We start from the raw sequence: 22034 nt of genomic DNA on the forward strand, positions 1-22034 counted from the left end.
GCTGCACTTTTACCCGCCACGCAACACACATTTGTCATCAAACAGATTGATAGCACCCTAACGAAAAGTGCATGCTAGAGGGCTCGAATCGGTCTTATATCATTCCGAATGATAGTTACCTTTGCTTCATTCGATTCGTGCCATCACAGCCCGCCGAGCATCATCCGCCCATCTTCAATACATTGGCGGATGATTCCATGGAACAGTCACTCAAACATTTGCGCTTCCCGTTGGCCCTGTTGGCCGTGCTGGTGATGAGCGCTTGCGGCAAGACTCCGGAGACTGCCGCCACTATGCCCGCTGCCAAAGTCAGCGTGGCCAAGGTGCTGGAACAACCGGTCAACGAGTGGGACGAATTCACCGGGCGCCTCGAAGCGCCGGAAACCGTTGAAATTCGTCCACGGGTCTCCGGCCAGATCGACGAGGTAGCTTTCACCGAAGGTGCACTGGTGAAGAAAGGCGACCTGCTGTTCCAGATCGACCCGCGTCCATTCCAGGCTGAGGTGCGCCGCCTCGAAGCCCTGGTCGCACAATCGCGCGCCAACGCCACCCGCAGTGAAAACGAAGCCGGCCGCGGTGAACGCCTGCGTGCCAGCAACGCCATCTCCGCCGAACTGGCCGACTCGCGCACCAGCGCTGCACAAGAGGCGCGCGCCGCCGTCGGTGCCCTGCAAGCGCAACTGGATCTGGCCAAGCTGAACCTGAGCTTCACCCGTGTCACCGCGCCAATCAGCGGCCGCGTCAGCCGTGCCGAAATCACCGCCGGCAACCTGGTGACCGCCGACACCACACCACTGACCAGCGTGGTTTCCACCGACAAGGTCTATGCCTACTTCGACGCGGATGAGCGGGTGTTCCTCAAATACACTCAACTCGCCCGCAACGGCCAACGCGGCGCCACCACTCCGGTGTACATGGGGCTGTCGAACGAAGACGGCAACCCGCACCTGGGGCAGATGAACTTCGTCGACAACCAGGTCAACCCGAAGACCGGCACCATCCGTGGTCGCGCCGTGTTCGACAACAGCGACGGCACCTACACCCCGGGTCTGTATGCACGACTGAAACTGGTCGGCAGCGGCACCTACAACGCCATGCTGATCAACGACGAAGCGGTCGGTACCGACCTGGGCAAGAAGTTCGTGCTGGTAATGGATGCGGACAACAAGACCGCATACCGCGCCGTTGAACTCGGTCCGAAGATCGAAGGCCTGCGCATCGTGCGCACCGGGCTGAACAAGGACGACACGATCATCGTCAAGGGCCTGCAGCGGGTACGTCCGGGTTCGCCGGTGACCCCTGAAGTGATCCCGATGGCCAGCGAGCAGACCATTGCCGCCCTGGCCCAACAACGACAAGCGCTGGAAGCCAGCAACCTGCCCAAAGTCGCACCTGCCAAAGGCGCGCCGGGATCGGTTGTGAAGCTTGCCGCTGCGACCCCACGCGGTTAAGGGACGATAACTCCGATGAATTTTTCCCAATTCTTCATTTCACGGCCGATCTTCGCAGCGGTGCTGTCGCTGTTGATCCTGATCGCCGGTGCGATCTCGCTGTTCCAGCTGCCGATCAGCGAATACCCGGAAGTCGTGCCACCCACTGTGGTGGTGCGTGCCAACTTCCCGGGCGCCAACCCAAAAGTCATCGGTGAAACCGTGGCCGCTCCGCTGGAGCAAGCCATCACCGGCGTCGAGAACATGCTGTACATGTCCTCGCAGTCCACCGCTGACGGCAAGATAACCCTGACCATCACCTTCGCTCTGGGCACCGACCTGGACAACGCGCAGGTGCAGGTGCAGAACCGGGTGACCCGTACCGAGCCGAAACTTCCCGAAGAAGTGACGCGCATCGGTATCACCGTCGACAAGGCGTCGCCCGACCTGACCATGGTTGTGCACTTGACCTCGCCGGACAAACGCTACGACATGCTCTACCTGTCCAACTACGCAATCCTCAATATCAAGGATGAGTTGGCGCGTCTGGGCGGTGTCGGTGACGTGCAACTGTTCGGTATGGGCGACTACTCGCTGCGGGTCTGGCTCGATCCGAACAAGACCGCTTCGCGCAACCTGACCGCCACCGATGTGGTGACGGCGATTCGTGAACAGAACCGTCAGGTCGCTGCCGGTCAGTTGGGCGCGCCCCCTGCCCCGAATGCCCAGAGCTTCCAGCTGTCGGTCAACACGCAAGGCCGTCTGGTCTCCGAGGAAGAGTTCGAGAACATCATCATTCGCGCAGGCGATAACGGTGAGATCACGCGCCTCAAGGACATCGCTCGCGTCGAACTGGGTTCCAGCCAATACGCCCTGCGTTCGTTGCTGAACAATCAGCCGGCGGTAGCGATCCCGATCTTCCAGCGTCCAGGCTCCAACGCCATCCAGATCTCGAACGAAGTTCGCGGCAAGATGGAAGAGCTGAAGAAAAGCTTCCCGCAAGGCATGGACTACAGCATCGTCTATGACCCGACGATCTTCGTGCGCGGTTCGATCGAGGCAGTGGTTCACACCCTCTTCGAAGCACTGATCCTTGTGGTGCTGGTGGTGATTCTGTTCCTGCAGACGTGGCGCGCCTCGATCATTCCGTTGGTGGCGGTGCCGGTATCGTTGATCGGTACGTTTGCGGTGATGCACCTGTTCGGCTTCTCGCTCAACGCCCTGTCCCTGTTCGGCCTGGTACTGGCGATCGGTATCGTGGTGGACGATGCCATCGTGGTGGTGGAGAACGTCGAACGGAACATCGAGCTGGGACTGACGCCGGTCGAAGCGACCAAGCGCGCCATGCGTGAAGTGACCGGCCCGATCATTGCGACAGCGCTGGTGTTGTGTGCGGTGTTTGTACCGGCGGCGTTCATCTCCGGCCTTACCGGGCAGTTCTACAAGCAGTTCGCGCTGACCATTGCGATCTCGACCGTGATCTCCGCGTTCAACTCGCTGACCCTGTCGCCAGCACTGGCCGCCGTGTTGCTCAAAGGGCATGACGCGCCGAAAGACCGCTTCTCGAAAATCCTCGACAAGATCTTCGGTGGCTGGTTGTTCCGTCCGTTCAACCGCTTCTTTGACAAGGCCAGCCATGGCTACGTCGGTACTGTGCGTCGGGTCATCCGTGGCAGCGGTATCGCCCTGCTGTTGTACGCAGGCCTGATGGTGCTGACGTTCTTCGGTTTCTCCAGCACCCCGACCGGTTTCGTTCCGGGCCAGGACAAGCAATACCTGGTGGCTTTCGCGCAATTGCCGGACGCCGCAAGCCTGGATCGCACCGAAGACGTGATCAAGCGTATGTCCGACCTGGCGCTGAAACAGCCAGGCGTGGAAAGCGCCGTAGCGTTCCCGGGCCTGTCGATCAACGGCTTCACCAACAGCCCGAACGCCGGCATCGTGTTCGTGACCCTGAAACCGTTTGACGAGCGTAAAGATCCGAGCATGTCTGCCGGTGCAATCGCCGGCGCCCTGAACGGCCAGTACGCGAACATTCAGGAAGCGTACATGGCGATCTTCCCGCCACCGCCGGTACAAGGTCTGGGCACCATTGGTGGTTTCCGCCTGCAAATCGAAGACCGGGGCAACCTGGGTTACGACGAGCTGTACAAAGAAACCATGAACATCATCGCCAAGAGCCGCAGCGTGCCGGAACTGGCCGGGTTGTTCACCAGCTACACCGTGAACGTGCCACAGGTCGATGCCGCCATCGACCGCGAAAAAGCCAAGACCCACGGCGTAGCCGTCAGCGACATCTTCGACACCCTGCAGATTTACCTGGGTTCGCTGTATGCCAACGACTTCAACCGCTTCGGGCGCACCTATCAGGTCAACGTTCAGGCTGAGCAACAGTTCCGCCTCGAATCCGACCAGATCGGTCAGCTGAAAGTGCGTAACAACAAGGGCGAAATGATCCCGCTGGCGACCTTCATCAAGGTCAGCGACACCTCGGGTCCGGATCGCGTGATGCACTACAACGGCTTCATCACTGCTGAAATCAACGGTGCCGCTGCGCCCGGCTACAGCTCCGGCCAGGCCGAAAAAGCCATCGAGAAACTGCTCAAGGATGAACTGCCGAACGGCATGACCTACGAGTGGACCGACCTGACCTACCAGCAGATTCTGTCCGGCAACACCGCGCTGTTCGTGTTCCCGCTCTGCGTATTGCTGGCGTTCCTGGTGCTCGCCGCTCAGTACGAAAGCTGGAGCCTGCCACTGGCGGTGATCCTGATCGTACCGATGACCCTGCTGTCGGCCATTACCGGGGTGATCATCTCTGGCGGCGACAACAACATCTTCACCCAGATCGGTCTGATCGTACTGGTGGGCCTGGCCTGTAAGAACGCGATTCTGATCGTCGAGTTCGCCAAGGATAAACAGCTGGAAGGCCTCGATCCGCTGGCTGCGGTACTGGAAGCCTGCCGTCTGCGTCTGCGGCCGATCCTGATGACCTCCTTCGCGTTCATCATGGGTGTGGTGCCACTGGTGTTCTCCAGCGGTGCCGGTGCCGAGATGCGTCATGCGATGGGTGTGGCGGTGTTCTCCGGGATGCTCGGGGTGACCTTCTTTGGTCTGCTGCTGACGCCAGTGTTCTATGTGCTGATTCGTAATTTCGTCGAGCGCGGCGAAGCCCGCAAAGCGGCCAAGGCGCACAATCTTCAAAAGCCACTGGAGGCGCAACAATGAGTCTGAAAGTCTTCCTGCCGAGTCTGCTGGTGCTGGCGCTGAGCGCCTGCGCCGTCGGCCCTGACTACAAGACCCCAGCCACGGAGGCGGCCAATATCACGACCGCCACCGACGGCGCAGCCGGGCAAAAGAACTTCGACCGATCGAAATTCGAAGGCATTTGGTGGCAGCAGTTCGACGATCCGACCCTCAACCAGTTGGTGACCCAATCGCTGCAAGGCAACCGCCAACTGCGTGTGGCTTTCGCTCGCTGGAAAGCCGCCCGGGCGATCCGTGATGACGTCAGCAACGATGCAATGCCGACCATCACCAGCCGCGCCAGCAGCGATCTGGCCAAGGGACAAATCCCCGGCCAGACCACCAAACGGGTCAACAGTGAGCGCTACGATTTGGGACTGGACATGGCGTGGGAAATCGACCTGTTCGGCCGAATTCAGCGCAATCTGGAAGCCAGCGATGCTGACCAGCAAGCAGCCGAAGCCGATCTGTACCAACTGCAAGTCACCATGATTGCCGAACTGGTCGATGCCTACGGCCAATTGCGTGGTGCGCAACTGCGCGAGAAGATCGCGGTGGCCAACCTGGAAAACCAGCAGGAGTCGCGCAAGATCACCATCAGCCTGCGTGATGCCGGGGTGGGCGATCAGCTCGACGTCGAACGCGCCGATGCGCGTCTGGCCTCGGTCGAAGCCAGCGTGCCGCAACTCCAGGCCGAACAGGTTCGACAGAAGAACCGTATCGCCACCCTGCTGGGTGAGCGTCCGGACAAACTGACCGTGGACCTGAGCCCGAAAGATTTGCCGGCCATTGCCAAAGCCTTGCCGATCGGCGACCCGGGCGAACTGCTGCAACGTCGTCCGGACATTCTCAGCGCCGAGCGCAAGCTGGCTTCGGCCACTGCGCGGATCGGTGTGGCCAAGGCCGACCTGTTCCCGCGGGTCAGCCTCAGCGGTTTCCTCGGCTGGACGGCCGGGCGCGGTTCGCAGATCGGCTCCTCGGCGGCCAACGCCTGGGCGCTCGGCCCGAGTATCACCTGGGCGGCGTTCGACCTTGGCAGCGTGCGTGCCCGCCTGCGCGGCGCCGATGCCGATGCCGAAGGCGCACTGGCGACCTACGAGCAACAAGTGCTGCTGGCCCTGGAAGAATCGGAAAACGCCTTCAGCGATTACGGCAAACGTCAGCAACGTCTGATCTCGCTGATCCGTCAGAGTGAATCGAGCCGCAAGGCTGCCGATCTCGCGGAAATCCGCTACCGCGAAGGCACCACTGACTTCCTGGTACTGCTCGACGCTCAGCGCGAACGCCTGAACGCCGAAGACAGCCAGGCCCAGGCCGAAGTCGATCTGTATCGCGGCATCGTCGCGATCTACAAGGCCCTGGGGGGTGGCTGGCAGCCAGAGACGGTCGCCAGCAAGTAAGCATTTTTCAAGCGCTCCTTTGGTTGGCCGCAACCAACCAATTTTTTGCCCCGCGTATCATTCGGTCGCGGGGCTTTTTTGTGCCTGCTTCCCTTGTAGAAGCGAGCCTGCACGCGATAGCGCCGGATCAGTCGATATCCAGACGCACGGGCATACCGTATTCGCGAGCAGACGCGTCCCCACAATTGATCAACTGGCGAATTTGACTCAACGGCCAAGCTGACCGAAGCTTGCCCCTCTGCTAAAGAACACCCGTTCACGGAAATCGCATGCCTCAGTCCCGCCGCTACCTGCTTATCAGCCTTGGCCTTGTACTGCTCATCGTCGTGGCCTGGTTGTCCCTGCGCTCCACCACCCCGGTGGTGCCCGAGGCGATCAAGCGCGGCTACAGCGAAGCCCTCACGGCGGCCCGCTCCGGTCAACCGGGGGCGGCGCGTCAGCTCTATCAACAATTGGCGCGCCCGGACTTGTCGGTCAAGCGCAGCGTCTGGCTGCTGGCCGAGTTGCCCAACTACCCGAGCCCGCAGGCGCTGAAACTGGCCGACGCGCACCTGCAAAACGAGGCACCCGAGGTGCGCCTGGCAGCGATTCAGAGTGTGGTGGGACTGGTGCCCGGCGGACAACGCAGTCTGTTGCTCGGGCCGATGCTGGAGGATGAAGATCAAACCGTGCGTTTTGCCGCGATCAACGCCCTGCTGGGTCTGACGCCGGACGAGCTCGGCCTGTATTTCGCCCCCCTGCAGCAAGCGATCGATGGCTGGGAGCAGGTGCTCACTGGCCAACCGGAAAGCGCCGCCACCTACGCGCAACTGGCGCGTCTGTATCTGCACAACGCCGAACTCAAACAGGCCCAGCAAGCGCTCGACAACACCTTGCGTCTGGAGCCGGGCAACCTGCCGGCGCTGGTGATGCAGATCGATGTCCTCGATCGCCAGGGCCAGAGCGACGCTGCCCGCCAGCTGCTCGCGAAACAGTTGCAGGCCCAGCCGGATTCCGCCTACCTGCAGCACGCACTGGGTCTGTGGCTGCTGCACCACGGCCAGCGCGAGTTCGCCCTGCTCGGTTTGTCCAAAGCGGTCGAGCTTGAGCCTGACAACAAGGACTACCGCTACGACCTTGCGACCACCCTGCACGCCGCCGAAGAACTGGAAGCGGCGCAAAAGCAATTGCAGGAAGTCGTGCAGCGCCACCCCGCCGACCGCAAGGCCCGGGTGCTGCTGATCAATTACTGGAAAGAAAGCGGCCAGTTGCAGAACGTGCAGGTTTTGCTGGCGCAACTGGAACAGATGAACCCCGATGACCCGGCTTTGCAACAAGGACTCTAAAACCCCTGGCGAGAGGATTTTCCTCTCGCCAGCAAGAAAAAGCGGAACCGCCATCAAGGCATGGGGTCAAGTAATTCAGGTCGTTCAATTCAGTCAGCGGCCTCGATTCCCCTAGTCATGAGAGGGCATTCTTTGTCTACGTCCAACGAGTTGATCAGTGCAAAAGCCGCCACCGGCATCACCGGCCTGGATGACATCCTCGCCGGCGGACTGTCCCGGGGCCATGTGTTTTTGCTCGAGGGTGAACCCGGCACAGGCAAGACCACCGTCGCGTTGCATTTTCTGTTGGCCGGCGCCCGTGCCGGTGAACGCTGTCTGTACATCACGCTGTCGGAAACCGAGCGTGAGCTGCGCCAGGGCGCACGGTCCCACGGTTGGGAACTGAACGAAAACATCGAAATCTTCGAGCTGACCCCGCCGGAAAGTCTGCTCAACGCCGAGCATCAGCAAAGCCTGCTGTACTCCTCCGATCTGGAGCTGGGCGAAGCCACCAAGCAGATTTTCGAAGTGGTCGAGCGCTTCAAGCCGACCCGCGTGGTGCTTGACAGCCTGTCGGAGATTCGCCTGCTGGCGCAGAGCTCGCTGCGTTATCGTCGGCAGATTCTGGCGATCAAACATTACTTCGTGCGTTATGACGCCACCGTCGTGCTGCTCGACGACCTGACCACCGAGTCCCTCGACAAAACCGTGCACAGCGTGGCCCACGGGGTGATCCGTCTCGAAGAACTGACGCCTAACTATGGCGCCGAGCGCAGACGCATCCGGGTGATCAAGTATCGCGGCCAGAAGTATCGCGGTGGCTTCCACGACTTCACCATCATGGGCGACGGCGTGCATGTGTTCCCGCGCCTGGTGGCCGCCGAACATCGCAGCGACTATCCGCGTCTGCAACTTAGCAGCGGAATCAAGGAAATGGATGCCCTGCTCGGCGGCGGTATCGAGACCGGCTCCAGCACGCTGATTCTCGGCCCGGCGGGGACCGGGAAATCGCTGATCTCGATGATCTTCGCCGCTGCCGCCGTGGCTCGAGGTGAAAAAGCCGCGCTGTTTATCTTCGATGAAGAACTGGGTTTGCTGTTCGAACGCATGAAAAACATCGGCATCGACCTCAAGGCCCTGCAAGCCACCGGCAACCTGCTGATCGAACAAGTGGACGCCGCCGAGCTGTCCCCGGGCGAGTTCTCCCACCGGGTGCGCCGCTGCGTCGACGAAGGCAACATCAAGACCGTGGTGATCGACAGTATCAACGGCTATCAGGCCGCGATGCCGGAAGAGAACGCGCTGGTGCTGCACATGCACGAGCTGCTGCTGTACCTCAACCGTAAAGGTGCGGCGACCTTCATGACCGTCGCCCAGCACGGACTGGTGGGCGACATGCAAGCGCCGGTCGATATCACTTACCTGGCCGACACGGTGATCCTGCTGCGCTATTTCGAAGCCATCGGCAAGGTTCGCCGGGCCATTTCCATCATCAAGAAACGCACCGGCAGCCACGAATCGACGATCCGTGAATACCGCATTTCGAGCCAGGGAATGACGATCGGAGAACCGCTGGAAGCCTTCCAGGGCGTGTTGCGTGGCGTACCCACCTATCTCGGTGCGAGCAATCCACTGTTGCGGGAAGAAACCTTGTGACGGTCACCGTACCGCTGTCGGAACGGGCGCTGATTCTGGCGCCCATGGGTCGTGACAGCCAGGTGGCCCTGATGATTCTCAATGAAGCGGGTTTTGGTGGGGTGATCGCCGCTGATCTCGGTGCCCTGTGCACCGAACTGGAGCCCGGTGCGGGCCTCCTGCTGATTGCTGCGGAAGCCCTGCGCGGACCGGAACTGGAAACGCTGTTGTTGTATCTGGAACAGCAGCCGGCCTGGTCGGATCTGCCGATCGTCCTGCTGACCCACCACGGAGGGCCGGAACAAGGCCCCTCCTCGCGCCTGAGCAAATTGCTGGGCAATGTCACTTTCCTTGAGCGGCCGTTTCACCCCGCGACTCTGATCAGCCTGGTCTCCACCGCACTGCGCGGGCGACGACGACAGTACGAGGCGCGTGACCGCCTGATCGATCTGAGTGAAAGCGAACGTCGCCTGCAATCGACCCTGGAAACCCTTGAACAACAGGTCGAGGAACGCACCGCGCAGCTTCGGCACAATGAAGAAGCGTTGCGCCAGTCGCAGAAAATGGAAGCGGTCGGCCAGCTCACCGGCGGCATCGCCCACGACTTCAACAACATGCTGACCGGGATCATCGGCAGCCTCGAACTGCTGCGCCGCCGGCTGGCTCGCGGACGCACCGAAGACCTCGACAGCCTGATTGATCTGGGCGTGACCTCAGCCAACCGCGCTGCCGGTCTGACTCACCGTTTGCTGGCCTTTTCCCGCCGGCAATCGCTGGATTCCAAAGCCGTGCAGATGAACACGCTAGTGCTGTCGATGGGCGAGTTGCTGCAACGCAGCCTCAACGAAAGCATCCAGTTGGACATGCGCCTGAACGACAAACTGTGGGTAGCCGAAGCCGACCCCAATCAACTGGAAAGTGCCTTGCTCAACCTAGTGCTCAACGCCCGCGACGCGATGCCCGATGGCGGCAAACTGGTGGTCGAGACCAGTAACCATGTGCTTGCACCGGAGTTCACCGAGGCCTACAGCAACCTCGAACCCGGCGATTATGTGATGCTCAGCGTCACTGATAACGGCAGTGGCATGCCGCAGAGCGTGATCAACCGCGCGTTCGATCCGTTTTTCACCACCAAGCCGATCGGCCAGGGCACCGGGCTGGGCTTGTCGATGATTTATGGCTTCAGCAAACAGTCCCGTGGCCATGTCTCGATCGACAGCGAAATTGATCAGGGCACCACGGTCAAACTGTACCTGCCACGTTTTCGTGGCGAAGAACTGGACCATCCGGTATCCGATATCCAGCAGGCCCCGGACGCGCTGGATGGCGAAACCGTGCTGATTGTCGAAGACGATCCCGCCGTGCGCGTACTGGTCAGCGCGGTGCTCAGCGAGTTGGGTTATGCGTTTGTCGAGGCCAGCGATGCCGACGGCGCGGTGCCAATCCTCAACTCGGCGCAGCGCATTGATCTGCTGATCAGTGACGTCGGCCTGCCCGGCATGAACGGCCGCCAACTGGCAGAAATCGGCCGGCAATACCGACCGGGGCTGAAAGTACTGTTCATCACCGGTTATGCCGAGCACGCAGCGGTACGCGGTGGGTTTCTCGACCCGGGGATGCAGATGATCACCAAGCCGTTCACGTTCGATCTGCTGACGGCGAAAGTGCGCGAAATGATCCGTGCATGACATTTACTGGCCAAATCCGACGCAGTTATCTGTCAACTCTGACAGCTATTTAGCAACGCAAGTCAGCGCTTAATCTCCTGAAGGTACATCGCCCCGTTATCCGGGGCGAATCTCACTGGGGGAGCACAGACAATGAAATGCGTGATCCTGCGGCGTCCATCCGCTCTATCACTGAATCAGTTGATCCCATGACAGCGTTATCAGGCTAGCAGCTCCTGAATCTTTTCCTGCAAAACGTCCAGATCGAACGGTTTTTCCAGGATCGGCGCCCTCTGCGTGATCGGGCTGCCGGTCTCGCGGATTTCCTGCGGATAGCCGCTGATGAAAATCACCTTCAGGTCGGGGCGCAGCTTGACCGCCGGTTCGGCGATCTGCACGCCGGAGATACCGCCCGGCAAGCGAAAATCGGTGATCAACATGTCCAGATGCGGCTTGCTCGCGAGAATCTCGAACGCCTGCTCGCCGTTTTCGGCCTGCAGCACGCGATACCCCTGCCCTGACAAATAATCGGTCAGGACCATCAAGATAACCGGTTCGTCCTCGACGACGAGTACTACATCTTGTGCATCTACGCTCATGGGAAGCCTTTGTTCGGTCAATAGCTGCTGATACGACCGTGCGGTCACTCAGAGGTTGCGTCGGATGTGCCGTTTTCCTGGATTGGCAGACAAACGCGAAACAGGGCGCCTTCGTTGATTTGACTCTCGACGACGATGGAACCGCCATGGGCGGCGACGATCTGCTCGGAAATGAACAGACCCAGTCCGAGACCGGCCACTACCGTCTTGGCGGAAACCCGCTCGAACTGCTGAAAAATACGTTTCTGATTCTCTTCACTGATGCCGATGCCACGGTCCTGAACCTCGACCCGCGCCTCGTCGCCCTCACGGTACACACGCACCTGGATCGGGCTGCGACCACCGTAACGCAAGGCGTTGGTCAACAGATTGGACACCACCTGCTCGATGCGGAACTCGTCCCAATGCCCCTCCACCGGCTCCGGCGCGGTGAAGCTGACCTCGGTCTCGGCCGCTTCGATTTGCTGGGCAAAGTTTTGCAGCAGATTGCCCACCAGTTGCGACAGATCGAAACGATTCGGCCGGATCGACAGCTTGCCGGTGCGAATCCGCGAGACGTCGAGCATGTCTTCGATCAGACGGATCAGGCTTTTGATCTGGCGCTCATCACGGTCGACCATCGCGTGCATCTTGTCGAGGGTGAACGCGGCGGCGTTGTCCCGCGCCAGGTGCATCTTGCGCAACTGGGTTTCGAGTATCAGGCCATTGAGCGGCGTGCGCACTTCGTGGGCGACGATTGACATGAAGTCATCGCGCATCCGCACGGCCTGCTCCAGCTCCAACTGCGTGCTCTGCAATTGCTGCAGCAGCGCTTCCTGCTCGCGGCGGGCCTGCTCCAGTGCTTCGACCTGTTGCTTCATGGCCTTGCTCTGGCGGTACAGGTCGACGAACACATTGACCTTGCTCTTCACCGCGTGGATATCCAGCGGTTTGTGCAGGAAGTCCACCGCCCCGCTCTCGTAGCCCTTGAACGCGTAGTTCAGTTCACGGCCGGCGGCGCTGACGAAAATGATCGGGATGTTCTTGGTTTTTTCGGTGCCACGCATCAACTCGGCGAGCTCGAAGCCATTCATCCCCGGCATCTGTACGTCGAGGATGGCCATGGCGAACTCGTGTTGCAACAACAGCGACAGTGCTTCGTCCGCCGACAGCGCCTTGTAGACGGTGCGGTCTTCGCGCTTGATCAGTGCTTCGAGAGCCAGCAGGTTCTCCGGCAGATCGTCGACGATCAGCAATTTGGCCTGGATATTACTCAGCATGCGATTCGTTCCAGCTCGACAAGCAGACGGCCGATGCCGTGAATGGGTAGGACATGGTCGGGCTGCTGAATTTTCAGCGCAGCCTGAGGCATGGTAGCGACCTGTGCATCTTGTGGGTCCTGAACGATGGTCAGTCCGCCGCGCCGCTTGACTTGCGCCAGGCCCCGAGCGCCATCGTGATTGGCCCCGGTCAGCAACACCGCGGCCAGAGACTCGCCATAGGCGTCAGCGGCGGATTCGAACAGGTAGTCGATGGACGGACGAGAGTGGTGCACGCGGTCTTCAAGACTCAGCGACAGACTGCGATCCTGCTCCACCGACAGGTGATAACCGGGTGTGGCGAAATAAACCGTGCCGGGGGCGATGTCCTGTTTGTCCGTCGCCTCCTCCACCGGCAGCATCAGGCGCCGGGCAAACACCTCGGCCAACTGGCTGCGGCGCTCCTCCGGCAGGTGCAACACGACAATGATCGGCAGCACGTAACCCTGGCGCAGCGGCGCGAGCAGCGTCAGCAGGGCCTCGACCCCACCGGCCGACGCACCGACCACGATGGCCTCGACGCGAGGCAAATCCACGGCATGGTTCATAATTTGCGGTAGATCCGTTCTTGTTTGACCAACGGTTCGAACTGATTCGAGTAGCCGGAAAAATCCAGCGTTTCCTTGCTGCCCAGCACCAGAAAACCACGGTGGCACAGCGATTCGTGAAACAGACCGAAGGCACGGTCCTGAAGTTTCTTGTTGAAGTAGATCAGTACGTTGCGGCAGGAAATCAGCTGCGTTTCGGAGAACACACTGTCAGTCGCCAGACTGTGGTCGGCGAAGGTCACGTTCTCGCACAGGCTCTTGTCGAAAATCGCATAACCGTATGCTGCTGTGTAGTAGTCGGCAAACGAGCGCTGGCCGCCGGCCTGCTGGTAATTGGCGGTGTAGGCACGAACGTTCTCCATCGAGAAGATCCCCTGTTTGGCCTTGTCCAGCGAGCGCGGATTGATGTCGGTGGCGTAGATGATTGTGCGGTCGAGCAGGCCTTCTTCGCGTAGCAGAATCGCCATCGAATAGACCTCCTCACCGGTGCTGCAGCCGGCGATCCAGATCTTCAGCGACGGATAGGTACGCAGCAGCGGCACCACTTCCTTGCGGATCGCCAAGAAGTGCGACGGATCGCGAAACATCTCGCTGACCGGAATCGTCAGCAACTGCAGCAACTGCATGAACGCGGTCGGGTCGTGCAGGACTTTCTCCTGCAACGCCGAAATCGTCGCGCATTCGAACTGGCTCAAGGCGTGCTGCACCCGGCGCTTGATCGAAGCGCCCGAGTAATCGCGAAAATCGTAGCTGTACTTGAGGTAGATAGCCTCGATCAGCAACCGCAATTCGATTTCGCTGTTGCGCTCCAGGGAGTGACTGCTTTCCACTAAATGCGTTCCATCTTCGGTAACCACACGCGAATCAACGAGAACAGGCGATCCAGGTCAATGGGCTTGGCCAGGTAATCGTTGGCACCCGCCTGCAGGCAGCGCTCCTGATCGTCCTTCATGGCCTTGGCCGTCACCGCAATGATCGGCAGTTTGCGCCAGCGCGGATCCTTGCGGATTTCGATGGTGGCTTCAAAACCATCCATCTCCGGCATCATCACGTCCATCAGCACCAGATCGATGTCCTCGACTTCATTCAACTTCTCAATCGCCTCACGGCCATTTCGACCGATCACCACGACTGCGCCTTTTGTCTCCAGCGCACTGGTCAGGGCAAAGATGTTGCGCACATCGTCGTCCACCAGCAGCACCTTGCGGCCTTCGAAGACCTTGTCGCGGCTGCGGGCGGTCTTGAGCATCTTCTGCCGTTCATGGGACAACTGCGATTCGACTTTGTGCAGAAAGAGTGTCACCTCATCGAGCAAGCGTTCCGGTGAGCGCGCGCCCTTGATGATGATCGAGCGCGAATACTTGCGCAGCTCGGCTTCTTCATCACGGGTCAGGTTGCGTCCGGTGTAGACGATGACCGGCGGGAACGAGCAGATATCCTCGGTAGACATGCGCTTGAGCAGATCGTTGCCGAGCATGTCCGGCAATTTCAGGTCGATCACCATGCAGTCATAAATCGTCGTGCGCAGTTTCTCCAGCGCCTCCTGCGCCAAGCCCACGGCGGTGATCTCGATGTCGTCGTCACCGATCAGGCGGGCAATGCTTTCGCGCTGCAGATCGTCATCCTCGACCAGCAGCACGCGCTTGACCTTCTGGGTCAGCTTGGCCTCCAGACGGGCGAATACATCCTTCAGTTCTTCGCGCGTGGTCGGTTTGACCGCATAGCCGATGGCGCCCATGTGCATGGCCGCTTCGACGCGATCTTCAACGGAAATCACGTGCACCGGAATGTGCCGGGTTTCGGCGTGTTCCTTCAGACGCTGCAACACGGTCAAACCGGAATGGTCCGGCAGGCGCATGTCGAGCAGGATCGCGTCCGGAACGAACTCGCGGGCCAGGTCATAGCCTTCATCCGCGCCGTGGGCGACCAGGCACTGATAGCCCAACTCGTGGGCCAGGTCGTAAAGAATGTGCGCGAAGTTCGGCTCGTCTTCCACCACCAGAATGCAGCGGGTGGCGAACGGTGCCTTGCCACGGTCATCGGCGAAGCGCGGGATATGCACCGGCGCCATTGGCGACACGGCGATCGAAGGCGTCACAAGCGGTGCCGGGGACGATGCCGGCGGCGTAAAGGTCAGCGGTGCGCGCGGCGCATCACCCTGTTCGCTGTATTGCTGCGGCAACACCAGAGTGAACACGCTGCCCTGCCCCGGCGTGCTGCTGACACTGATCGAGCCGCCGAGCAAGGCTGCCAGATCCCGCGAGATCGACAGGCCCAACCCTGTGCCGCCGTATTTGCGGTTGGTGGTGCCATCGGCCTGACGGAACGCTTCGAAGATGCTTTCCTGCTGGTCCGCCGCGATGCCGATGCCCGAGTCGCGCACAATGAAGGCGATCTGCTCGTTCGGCTGACCGCTGATGGTCAGGCTGACCGTACCTTTCTCGGTGAACTTCACGGCGTTGGACAGCAGGTTCTTGATCACCTGTTCCAGACGTTGGCGATCGGTGAACAGCATGGCCGGCGCACCCGGTTGCAGATCGACGCTGAACGTCAGTTGCTTGTCCGCCGCCAGCGGTTCGAACACGCTGCGCAGGCCGTCCGCCAGGCGCGCGACGCTGGTGTTTTCCGGGATTACTTCGAGCTTGCCGGCCTCGACCTTGGAAATGTCGAGAATGTCGTTGATCAGGTTCAGCAGGTCGTTGCCGGCGGAATAGATCGATTCGGCGAACTTGACCTGCTCGGCGCTCAAATTGTCCTGCGGGTTCTCCGCCAGCAACTTGGCCAGGATCAGCGAACTGTTCAACGGCGTGCGCAGTTCGTGGGACATGTTGGCGAGGAACTCGGACTTGTACTTGCTCGAACGCTGCAGCTCTTCGGCGCGCTCCTCGAGCTGCACCTGCACCTGATTGAGCTCGGTGTTCTTCAGGTCCATGGCGTCGCGTTGCTCGGCCAGGGTCTGCGCCTGTTCCGCCAGTTGCTCGTTGGTCTGTTCCAGCTCGACCTGCTGAGTTTCCAGATGCGCCTGGGACTCCTTGAGAATTCGCGACTGCTCTTCCAGCTCTTCGTTGGCGGTCTTGAGTTCTTCCTGCTGCACCTGCAACTCTTCGTTGAGCTGCTGGGTTTCGGCCAGCACTTCCTGCAGACGCTGGCGATAGCGCGCCGCCTCGATCGAGGTGCCGATGTTGCCGGCAATCAGCTCGAGCAATTCAACGTCGCGCTGAGTCAGCGGGCGCAGGAAGCCCAGTTCGATCACGCCGTTGACCCGCTCGTCATCACTGGTCGGCACCACCAGCACACTGTGCGGCAGGCCTTCGCCCAGACCGGAGCTGACCTTGAAGTAGTCCGACGGCACCGAATCCAGACGAATCAGACGGCCCTGCTGAACCACCTGACCGACAATGCCTTCGCCGCTGTAGATCGACTGATCCTGTTCTTCCTGCTCGCGGGAAAATCCGTAAGACGCCACCCGCTTCAGGCCACCGTGCTCTTCGCGCACATACAGCGCCGCCACTGCGGTGCCCAGGTACTGCGCGCAGAACTGCAAGATGTTGCGCCCCAGCAGATTGAGCGTCAGTTGCCCCAGCACCTGTTCCGCCAATTCGGTCTGACCGCTGCGCATCCATGCCTGACGCTCCAGACGCTCGGCGCTGGCTTGCTGCGCGGCCAGGTTGGCGCTGTAGCTGTCAGACAGACTGACCAGATCACGCCGCCCGATATACGCCAGCAAACCGCTGATGCCGGCAATAAACAGCAGATAAAGAGAAATGCTCCAGATCGTGGTACGGCGCACATCTTCGTTACGCGTGGTGCGCAACTGCTGCTCCATGTCGATCACATCTTCGAACTGTTTGCGGATTTCATCAGTCAGGCGCTTGCCGCGTCCGGCCTTGACTGCGGCTTTATAGTCACCGCTGGAGCGCTGCAGATCGATCATCGATTGCGCATAGTTGCTCCACTCGGTCTGCAACGCCTGCAAACGCCGCAAACGGTCGGTCTGCACCGGGTTGTCGGCGGTCAGTTCGAGCAAGGTATTGAGTGCTACGTTGATCCGAGGTTTGGCGGTTTCATACGGGTCGAGGAAGTGCTCGTCACCGCTGAGCAGAAAGCCGCGCATGCCGGTTTCCAGATCCACGGTGAGTTTCACCGCCTCATTGGCGTTATTGATCACCCGGTCGGTGTGCTCCACCCACTGAATCACGGACAGCAGATAAGTGATCAGCGCCACGAAAAACACGGCACTGATCGCACCAACGCCCAATGGCAGCGCGATGTTGCGGGTCAGGAGTTTGCGAAACCGTGTTTCATCTACTGTAGACGGAGTGGACATGGGGCGGCCTTGTCGAACGGTCGAAACCCGGGAGTTTGCCCCAAAACGACGGCATGGATCCATTTTTCTCACAGGTTTTCCGGCAATTTCCTACTTTTGCTGCGCTTCCCGATCAGCCAACAGTTATCCTTGCCGCCCGGATTGCAGCTAATCTTTTTTCTATCGAATCGGGAACTTGTGGCTATGCGCCACTTACTCATGCAAGAGCCCGGCATTTTCGACCGGTCGCCGTCCCCGAATTCACTTCTTGAGAGCTTTCACTATGTCCACCCCAGCGCCCACCATCCTTGTAGTAGAAGACGACGACATCGTGCGCATGCTCATCGTCGATGTGCTGGAGGAGCTGGAATTCACTGTGCTGGAGGCGGCCGACGGCGAGCAGGCGCTTGAGACGCTCAAGGACGAAAGCCGCACGATCGATTTGATGATGACCGATTTCGGCCTGCCGGACATTGATGGTCGTGAACTGGCGAATCAGGCGCGGGCACTGCGACCCACCCTGCCCATTCTGTTTGCCAGCGGTTATGCCGAAAATATTGATGTGCCTGCCGACATGCACGTCATTGGCAAGCCGTTTTCCATTGATCAACTACGTGACAAAGTAAAACAGGTTCTGGGCAACTAATAATCGCTGTAACGCAACAGCGCCCAACCACCACGAATTCAAGCCTCACTGCGCAGTGACAACTGAGCCACAAGAGCAACAGCCCCACACACTCTATACGTTGTTGTTTAAAAACACCTCACCTAGATTCGCATCACTTTAAACCAAGCCTCAAATGGATTTGATATGAGTGATGCGAACTTTAAAAACAACTTTCACAGGTTGCTGTCCCGGCCGTTCACGGCCATTCCTTACAAAGATACACGCCATACCGGCGACCATCGCGAACGCCTGGAAGTCATTTACAACTTACAGCAACGCACGGCCCACATAGCGCCTCAAGACCCGGTAAACCTTGAGGGCTCGAGCCTCACGCTTGAATCCGGTTCGTCACTTGAGCGTGCGCTCCAGCCGGGTATCGCCAGCCTGAAAAAGTTTGAAAAAAAACCCGACTTTCAGGCGTTTCTGGCCAAACTCAGGCTGACCGGCCACTCGGTACTACACATGACCGGGCAAGGCGAAATCATTATTGAAACTGCAGGGCGTCGTCAAACTTTCAGTCATACGGCCCTGCCCAATGCCGATTTGATTGAGGACGCTGTCGTATTGATCGAGATGGCAACTTTGACCGGCGGTACGATTACTTCGAGTGAGCGCATCGAACTGGTGCAATGGTTGAAGTTTCATCGTTACAGCATTCCGCAGACCGCTGCAGATGCACAAACGCTCCTTGGCTTCCTGCAACTTGAATACCCGGCAAGTCCGCCGAGCGGTAATTACCGGGAAATGCTCTTGGCAACCGCCGACAGTACGGCCCTGTTGACCCCGGAACAGTGTTCGCAGATCCGCGCACTGACCAAACGCTACACGGGTGGTGAGTCCTTGTTGGAGATGCTGTCGGGCGCCGTGGTCGGCGGGCGCAACTTCCCATTTCAGCGCACAGAAGCGAGTGATGTTCTGCAAAAGATCGTCTCGAGTCCGATCGGCGTTATCTGGGCCAGGGGGTACATCAAGGATCTGGACTGGTACGGCGTCCATGAGAATGAGCCGATGGCCGATGAGCAACTGCATCAGGTGCTGTTGACGGCAGTGCTGCTGGACCTGCACCCGAGCGTTGGCGAGCCGGAACCGCGCAACCACGTTCTGGGCTTCAATCTCTACACGGCCGACCATATCGAACAATCCTTTGCCTCCGTGCAGACCTGGTTGGAAAAGCATCTGGTCAGACACCATCGCGTCTCTGAGCAGAACGTGGCGCTGGCCGCGCACTTGCTGCTCGCAGGCACGGCACCTGAGTTTCTGGTGAGGGATCTGCCTGCCGACCTGTTGCTGGGTACACCACAATGGGTGGATTTCTGCTGCGCCGTGTCCGTCGTCGAGCTCAACGCCCCCGGATCATCGCGCACCCTGACGTATGCCCGACTCCAGCAATTGATGAAGTACAACTCGGTCAGCGAACCGCAACAGACCCTCAATGCACTGGCCGCAGTGGACCCTGTTATCGACTGGGCGTTACTCAACAGCATTGTCACGATGGACGAGGTCAACGCGTCCACCCAGCAGGCCCTGGAAGCCGCGTTGGCCGCCTACAAACGCCACTCGCAGCAAGCCGCTGAAACGGCGCAAGCCTTGTCCGTGCCACTGCCAACGCGCAAAGCCGTCGCGCGGAGCATCCTGGAGTTTGCCGCGCCGGATTGTGATTATCTGGACGAGGACGTGCTCTATCAAAAAAGAAATTTTTCCTATCAGGACGTCAATGCCGAACCATTGGCGATGTCTCTGGTTGACCTGCACATGTCCAACGACCTGGCGACGGGCGACTGGGACTTGAAACGCGCAGGCAGTGTCTACGCTCAATTTACGCACCTGAAATCGCGCCTCGCACCACCGGATGAGGTCTTTCGTCTGCAGTTCAACCGGGCCTATGTCACTTACACCGACTCAATGGCAACGCAGTTGAAACTGACGCTGTCGTCCCTGCCGCTGGTTGATCGCACGCGGCTGCTGCGGGGCAAGGTGAGTTGCTTCACCTTACGTCCATCAGTCGCCTCACCCGGGCTGCCGGACCCTATTGCGACGATCATCTCCCCACCCGGCGATCTGCGTGACCTGATTTTTCTTGAAAACCAGAAAGACAAGGACGCCGCAACAGGGCGCTATGGCGTGGGGATGTGCAGCGAGTACGAAAACCGGCTTTATTGCTACGAGTTGTTCACGTTGCACGGGGAATGCCGTGAAAATCCACAACTGGCGGAGCTGATCAAGGACAAAGGTCTTTTGAAACTGCCGGCGCGTGAGCATTTCTTCGACAGTCTGTCCCGTAACTTTACCCCGCAGCCTGTCTATCAACTGCCCACCGATCTGGAGTGCTATACCCACGGTGTCCCTCCAGGTCTGGTTTCGTCCAGTTGGGGGGTTATTGAAAAGCTCACGGTACTTCCCGCCGTTACCGGTGCTGCGGACCTCAAAAACAAAGGCTGTTACGAGTGCTTCTACGCCGGTGAGTTTGATCGGCTGGCCAACCTTGTGCTGAAACATCGACCCATCGCCACCTACGATGAACTGGTCAAGGAATGCTGGGGCCAGACCCGGCTAGAGAAACGCCGTCAGGACCGCGAAGAGCAATTCGATACGTTTCTCAACATCGTCGTGCCTTTCAAATCCTGCATTGAAGACCTCAGCTCTGACGATCCGGATCGGCGACGCGATGGCTTGGGCATGTGCGTGATCGAAGCTGCCATGACGCTCGTGCTGGTGGTCGGGGTGGTGGCCAGAATCGCGCTGATTGCCGCCAAGGCTGGAACGACTGCTGCAAAGGCCGCCCGTATGGCGAAAGCGGGCATATTGTTGCTCAACGGCTTGTTCAATCCCGCTGACGGCGTGCCTGATTTACTGCGGGGGGGCGCCAAGCTGCTTTACCGGGGCGTCCACCGTTTTCACCACAACACCACACTGTTAACCGCTGTTTCTGATTTGCGCAAACTGACCGGGAGCGCACCGTATGGTGGCCTGCGCACGGTGGTCGATCCTGAACTGGTTCGGCTTGGCAAATGGCGTCAGACGCCTGCCTCGGCAGACCTTTTCAGCATCTGGGGCATTCGCCACAACGGACAATGGTATGCACTCAGTCGCCAAGGTAAACCTTGGGGGCCGAGGCTCCACCACTTCAAGCCGCACAAGCTATGGCACCTGTTCAACCTGGATAGGTTGATGCCGGCCAGCTACACCCGGAAGCTGCTCAAGGACGCTCTGCCGGTTTCCCGAAACAAAATTGACACTGCAATCCGAGCGCTGACGGATCCGAGCTTTACAACAGATTCGGGCCACGCGGTGAAACTGCTCATGGGCGATAACTCGGCAAACGCCAGAGCCAGACTTCTCGGTCATCTTCAGAACGTCAAAAGTGATTTTTCGAAGGTCACGCCCGATAATTTTTCCATCGCCAAGGCCAAAGGATCGTCCCTCGCCTCACTGAATCAGATTTATTACAAAGAGTGGGTGGCTTTACCGCCGGGTGAAGCGAGCAAGAAAAAATTCATGAATATCTATACGGACGAGTTCCACAGCCAGTTCCGAGAAGAGGGTTACAGTCACGATGTGCTGGCGGACGATCTGATACATGAGCTTTTTCACGGAGCGCCCGACACCATGGACCATGCCTACGCCCGTACCCCGGCATCCGGTCGCCAGGGCAACTATCAACGGCTGGATGTCAGAGAGTTGCTCGACTTGGCAGCGGGACATATCAAAGACCTCGACACGCTCCAACCGGCGAGCCCTTTCGACAATGCCGAGTCATTCATGCTGACCACCTCATTGCTCAACCAACTGCCCCATGACAAGGACATGTATTTACAGAACATCACAGTGATGAAAAAGGCAATCGAACAAAAAACCAACCAGCGCATCGGCTGGGAGGTGCTGGTGCACCTAAACCCGGTTTGACCCATTGCCGGTGCCGCGATCCTTGCGCGGC

At 59.5% G+C, this 22034-nt stretch carries 13 protein-coding genes; 8 read left to right on the forward strand and 5 right to left on the reverse strand.

Annotated elements, in window-relative coordinates; translation table 11 throughout:
* Positions 1-197: 197 nt before the first annotated feature.
* The 6 genes from mexE to AC0J41_RS12920 all read left to right on the forward strand — a co-directional run bounded on the left by mexE (position 198) and on the right by AC0J41_RS12920 (position 10703).
* Positions 198-1451, forward strand: a complete 1254-nt coding sequence (gene mexE, locus AC0J41_RS12895) for a multidrug efflux RND transporter periplasmic adaptor subunit MexE (protein WP_025109607.1) — start codon at positions 198-200, stop codon at positions 1449-1451.
* Positions 1452-1466: 15 nt separating this feature from the next.
* Positions 1467-4658 (forward strand): efflux RND transporter permease subunit, encoded by a 3192-nt coding sequence (locus tag AC0J41_RS12900; protein ID WP_473015831.1) that lies wholly within the window; start codon positions 1467-1469, stop codon positions 4656-4658.
* Positions 4655-6076 carry an efflux transporter outer membrane subunit gene (locus AC0J41_RS12905; RefSeq protein ID WP_473015832.1) on the forward strand — a complete coding sequence of 474 codons (1422 nt, stop codon included), beginning with the start codon at positions 4655-4657 and terminating at the stop codon, positions 6074-6076. The genes AC0J41_RS12900 and AC0J41_RS12905 overlap by 4 nt, the downstream gene beginning before the upstream one ends.
* A 269-nt stretch (positions 6077-6345) precedes the next feature.
* A complete protein-coding gene (locus AC0J41_RS12910; protein ID WP_025109604.1) occupies positions 6346-7401 on the forward strand; it encodes a tetratricopeptide repeat protein in 1056 nt (351 codons plus the stop codon).
* Between the two features lie 132 nt (positions 7402-7533).
* The gene (locus AC0J41_RS12915; RefSeq protein ID WP_473015833.1) at positions 7534-9036 is read left to right on the forward strand and encodes an ATPase domain-containing protein; all 1503 of its coding nucleotides are present in this window, start codon (positions 7534-7536) and stop codon (positions 9034-9036) included.
* On the forward strand, positions 9033-10703 hold the full coding sequence (locus AC0J41_RS12920; protein ID WP_473015834.1) for an ATP-binding protein: 1671 nt from the start codon (positions 9033-9035) through the stop codon (positions 10701-10703). The genes AC0J41_RS12915 and AC0J41_RS12920 overlap by 4 nt, the downstream gene beginning before the upstream one ends.
* Before the next feature lie 200 nt (positions 10704-10903).
* Here the strand turns inward: AC0J41_RS12920 and AC0J41_RS12925 are convergent, their stop codons facing one another.
* From AC0J41_RS12925 to AC0J41_RS12945, 5 genes are read right to left on the reverse strand one after another with little or no spacing between them, the layout of a single operon-like run.
* Entirely contained in the window at positions 10904-11281 is a 378-nt protein-coding gene (locus AC0J41_RS12925; protein WP_473015998.1) for a response regulator, read from the reverse strand.
* Between the two features lie 44 nt (positions 11282-11325).
* Entirely contained in the window at positions 11326-12540 is a 1215-nt protein-coding gene (locus tag AC0J41_RS12930; RefSeq protein ID WP_025109600.1) for a hybrid sensor histidine kinase/response regulator, read from the reverse strand.
* Positions 12534-13127: a chemotaxis protein CheB gene (locus AC0J41_RS12935; RefSeq protein ID WP_025109599.1), complete on the reverse strand. Its 594-nt coding sequence runs from the start codon at positions 13125-13127 to the stop codon at positions 12534-12536. The genes AC0J41_RS12930 and AC0J41_RS12935 overlap by 7 nt, the downstream gene beginning before the upstream one ends.
* On the reverse strand, positions 13124-13957 hold the full coding sequence (locus AC0J41_RS12940) for a CheR family methyltransferase (protein ID WP_473015835.1): 834 nt from the start codon (positions 13955-13957) through the stop codon (positions 13124-13126). Before AC0J41_RS12940 ends, AC0J41_RS12935 begins: the two co-directional genes overlap by 4 nt.
* Positions 13957-17454: a response regulator gene (locus tag AC0J41_RS12945; RefSeq protein WP_473015836.1), complete on the reverse strand. Its 3498-nt coding sequence runs from the start codon at positions 17452-17454 to the stop codon at positions 13957-13959. Before AC0J41_RS12945 ends, AC0J41_RS12940 begins: the two co-directional genes overlap by 1 nt.
* A 262-nt stretch (positions 17455-17716) precedes the next feature.
* Between AC0J41_RS12945 and AC0J41_RS12950 the strand changes: the two genes are divergently transcribed.
* Positions 17717-18079, forward strand: a complete 363-nt coding sequence (locus AC0J41_RS12950) for a response regulator (protein WP_473015837.1) — start codon at positions 17717-17719, stop codon at positions 18077-18079.
* 165 nt (positions 18080-18244) lie between these two features.
* Complete coding sequence (locus AC0J41_RS12955) at positions 18245-22003, forward strand: hypothetical protein (RefSeq protein WP_473015838.1); 3759 nt, start codon at positions 18245-18247, stop codon at positions 22001-22003.
* Positions 22004-22034: the final 31 nt, after the last annotated feature.

The organism is Pseudomonas sp. Arb-4-2C, assembly GCF_055755015.1.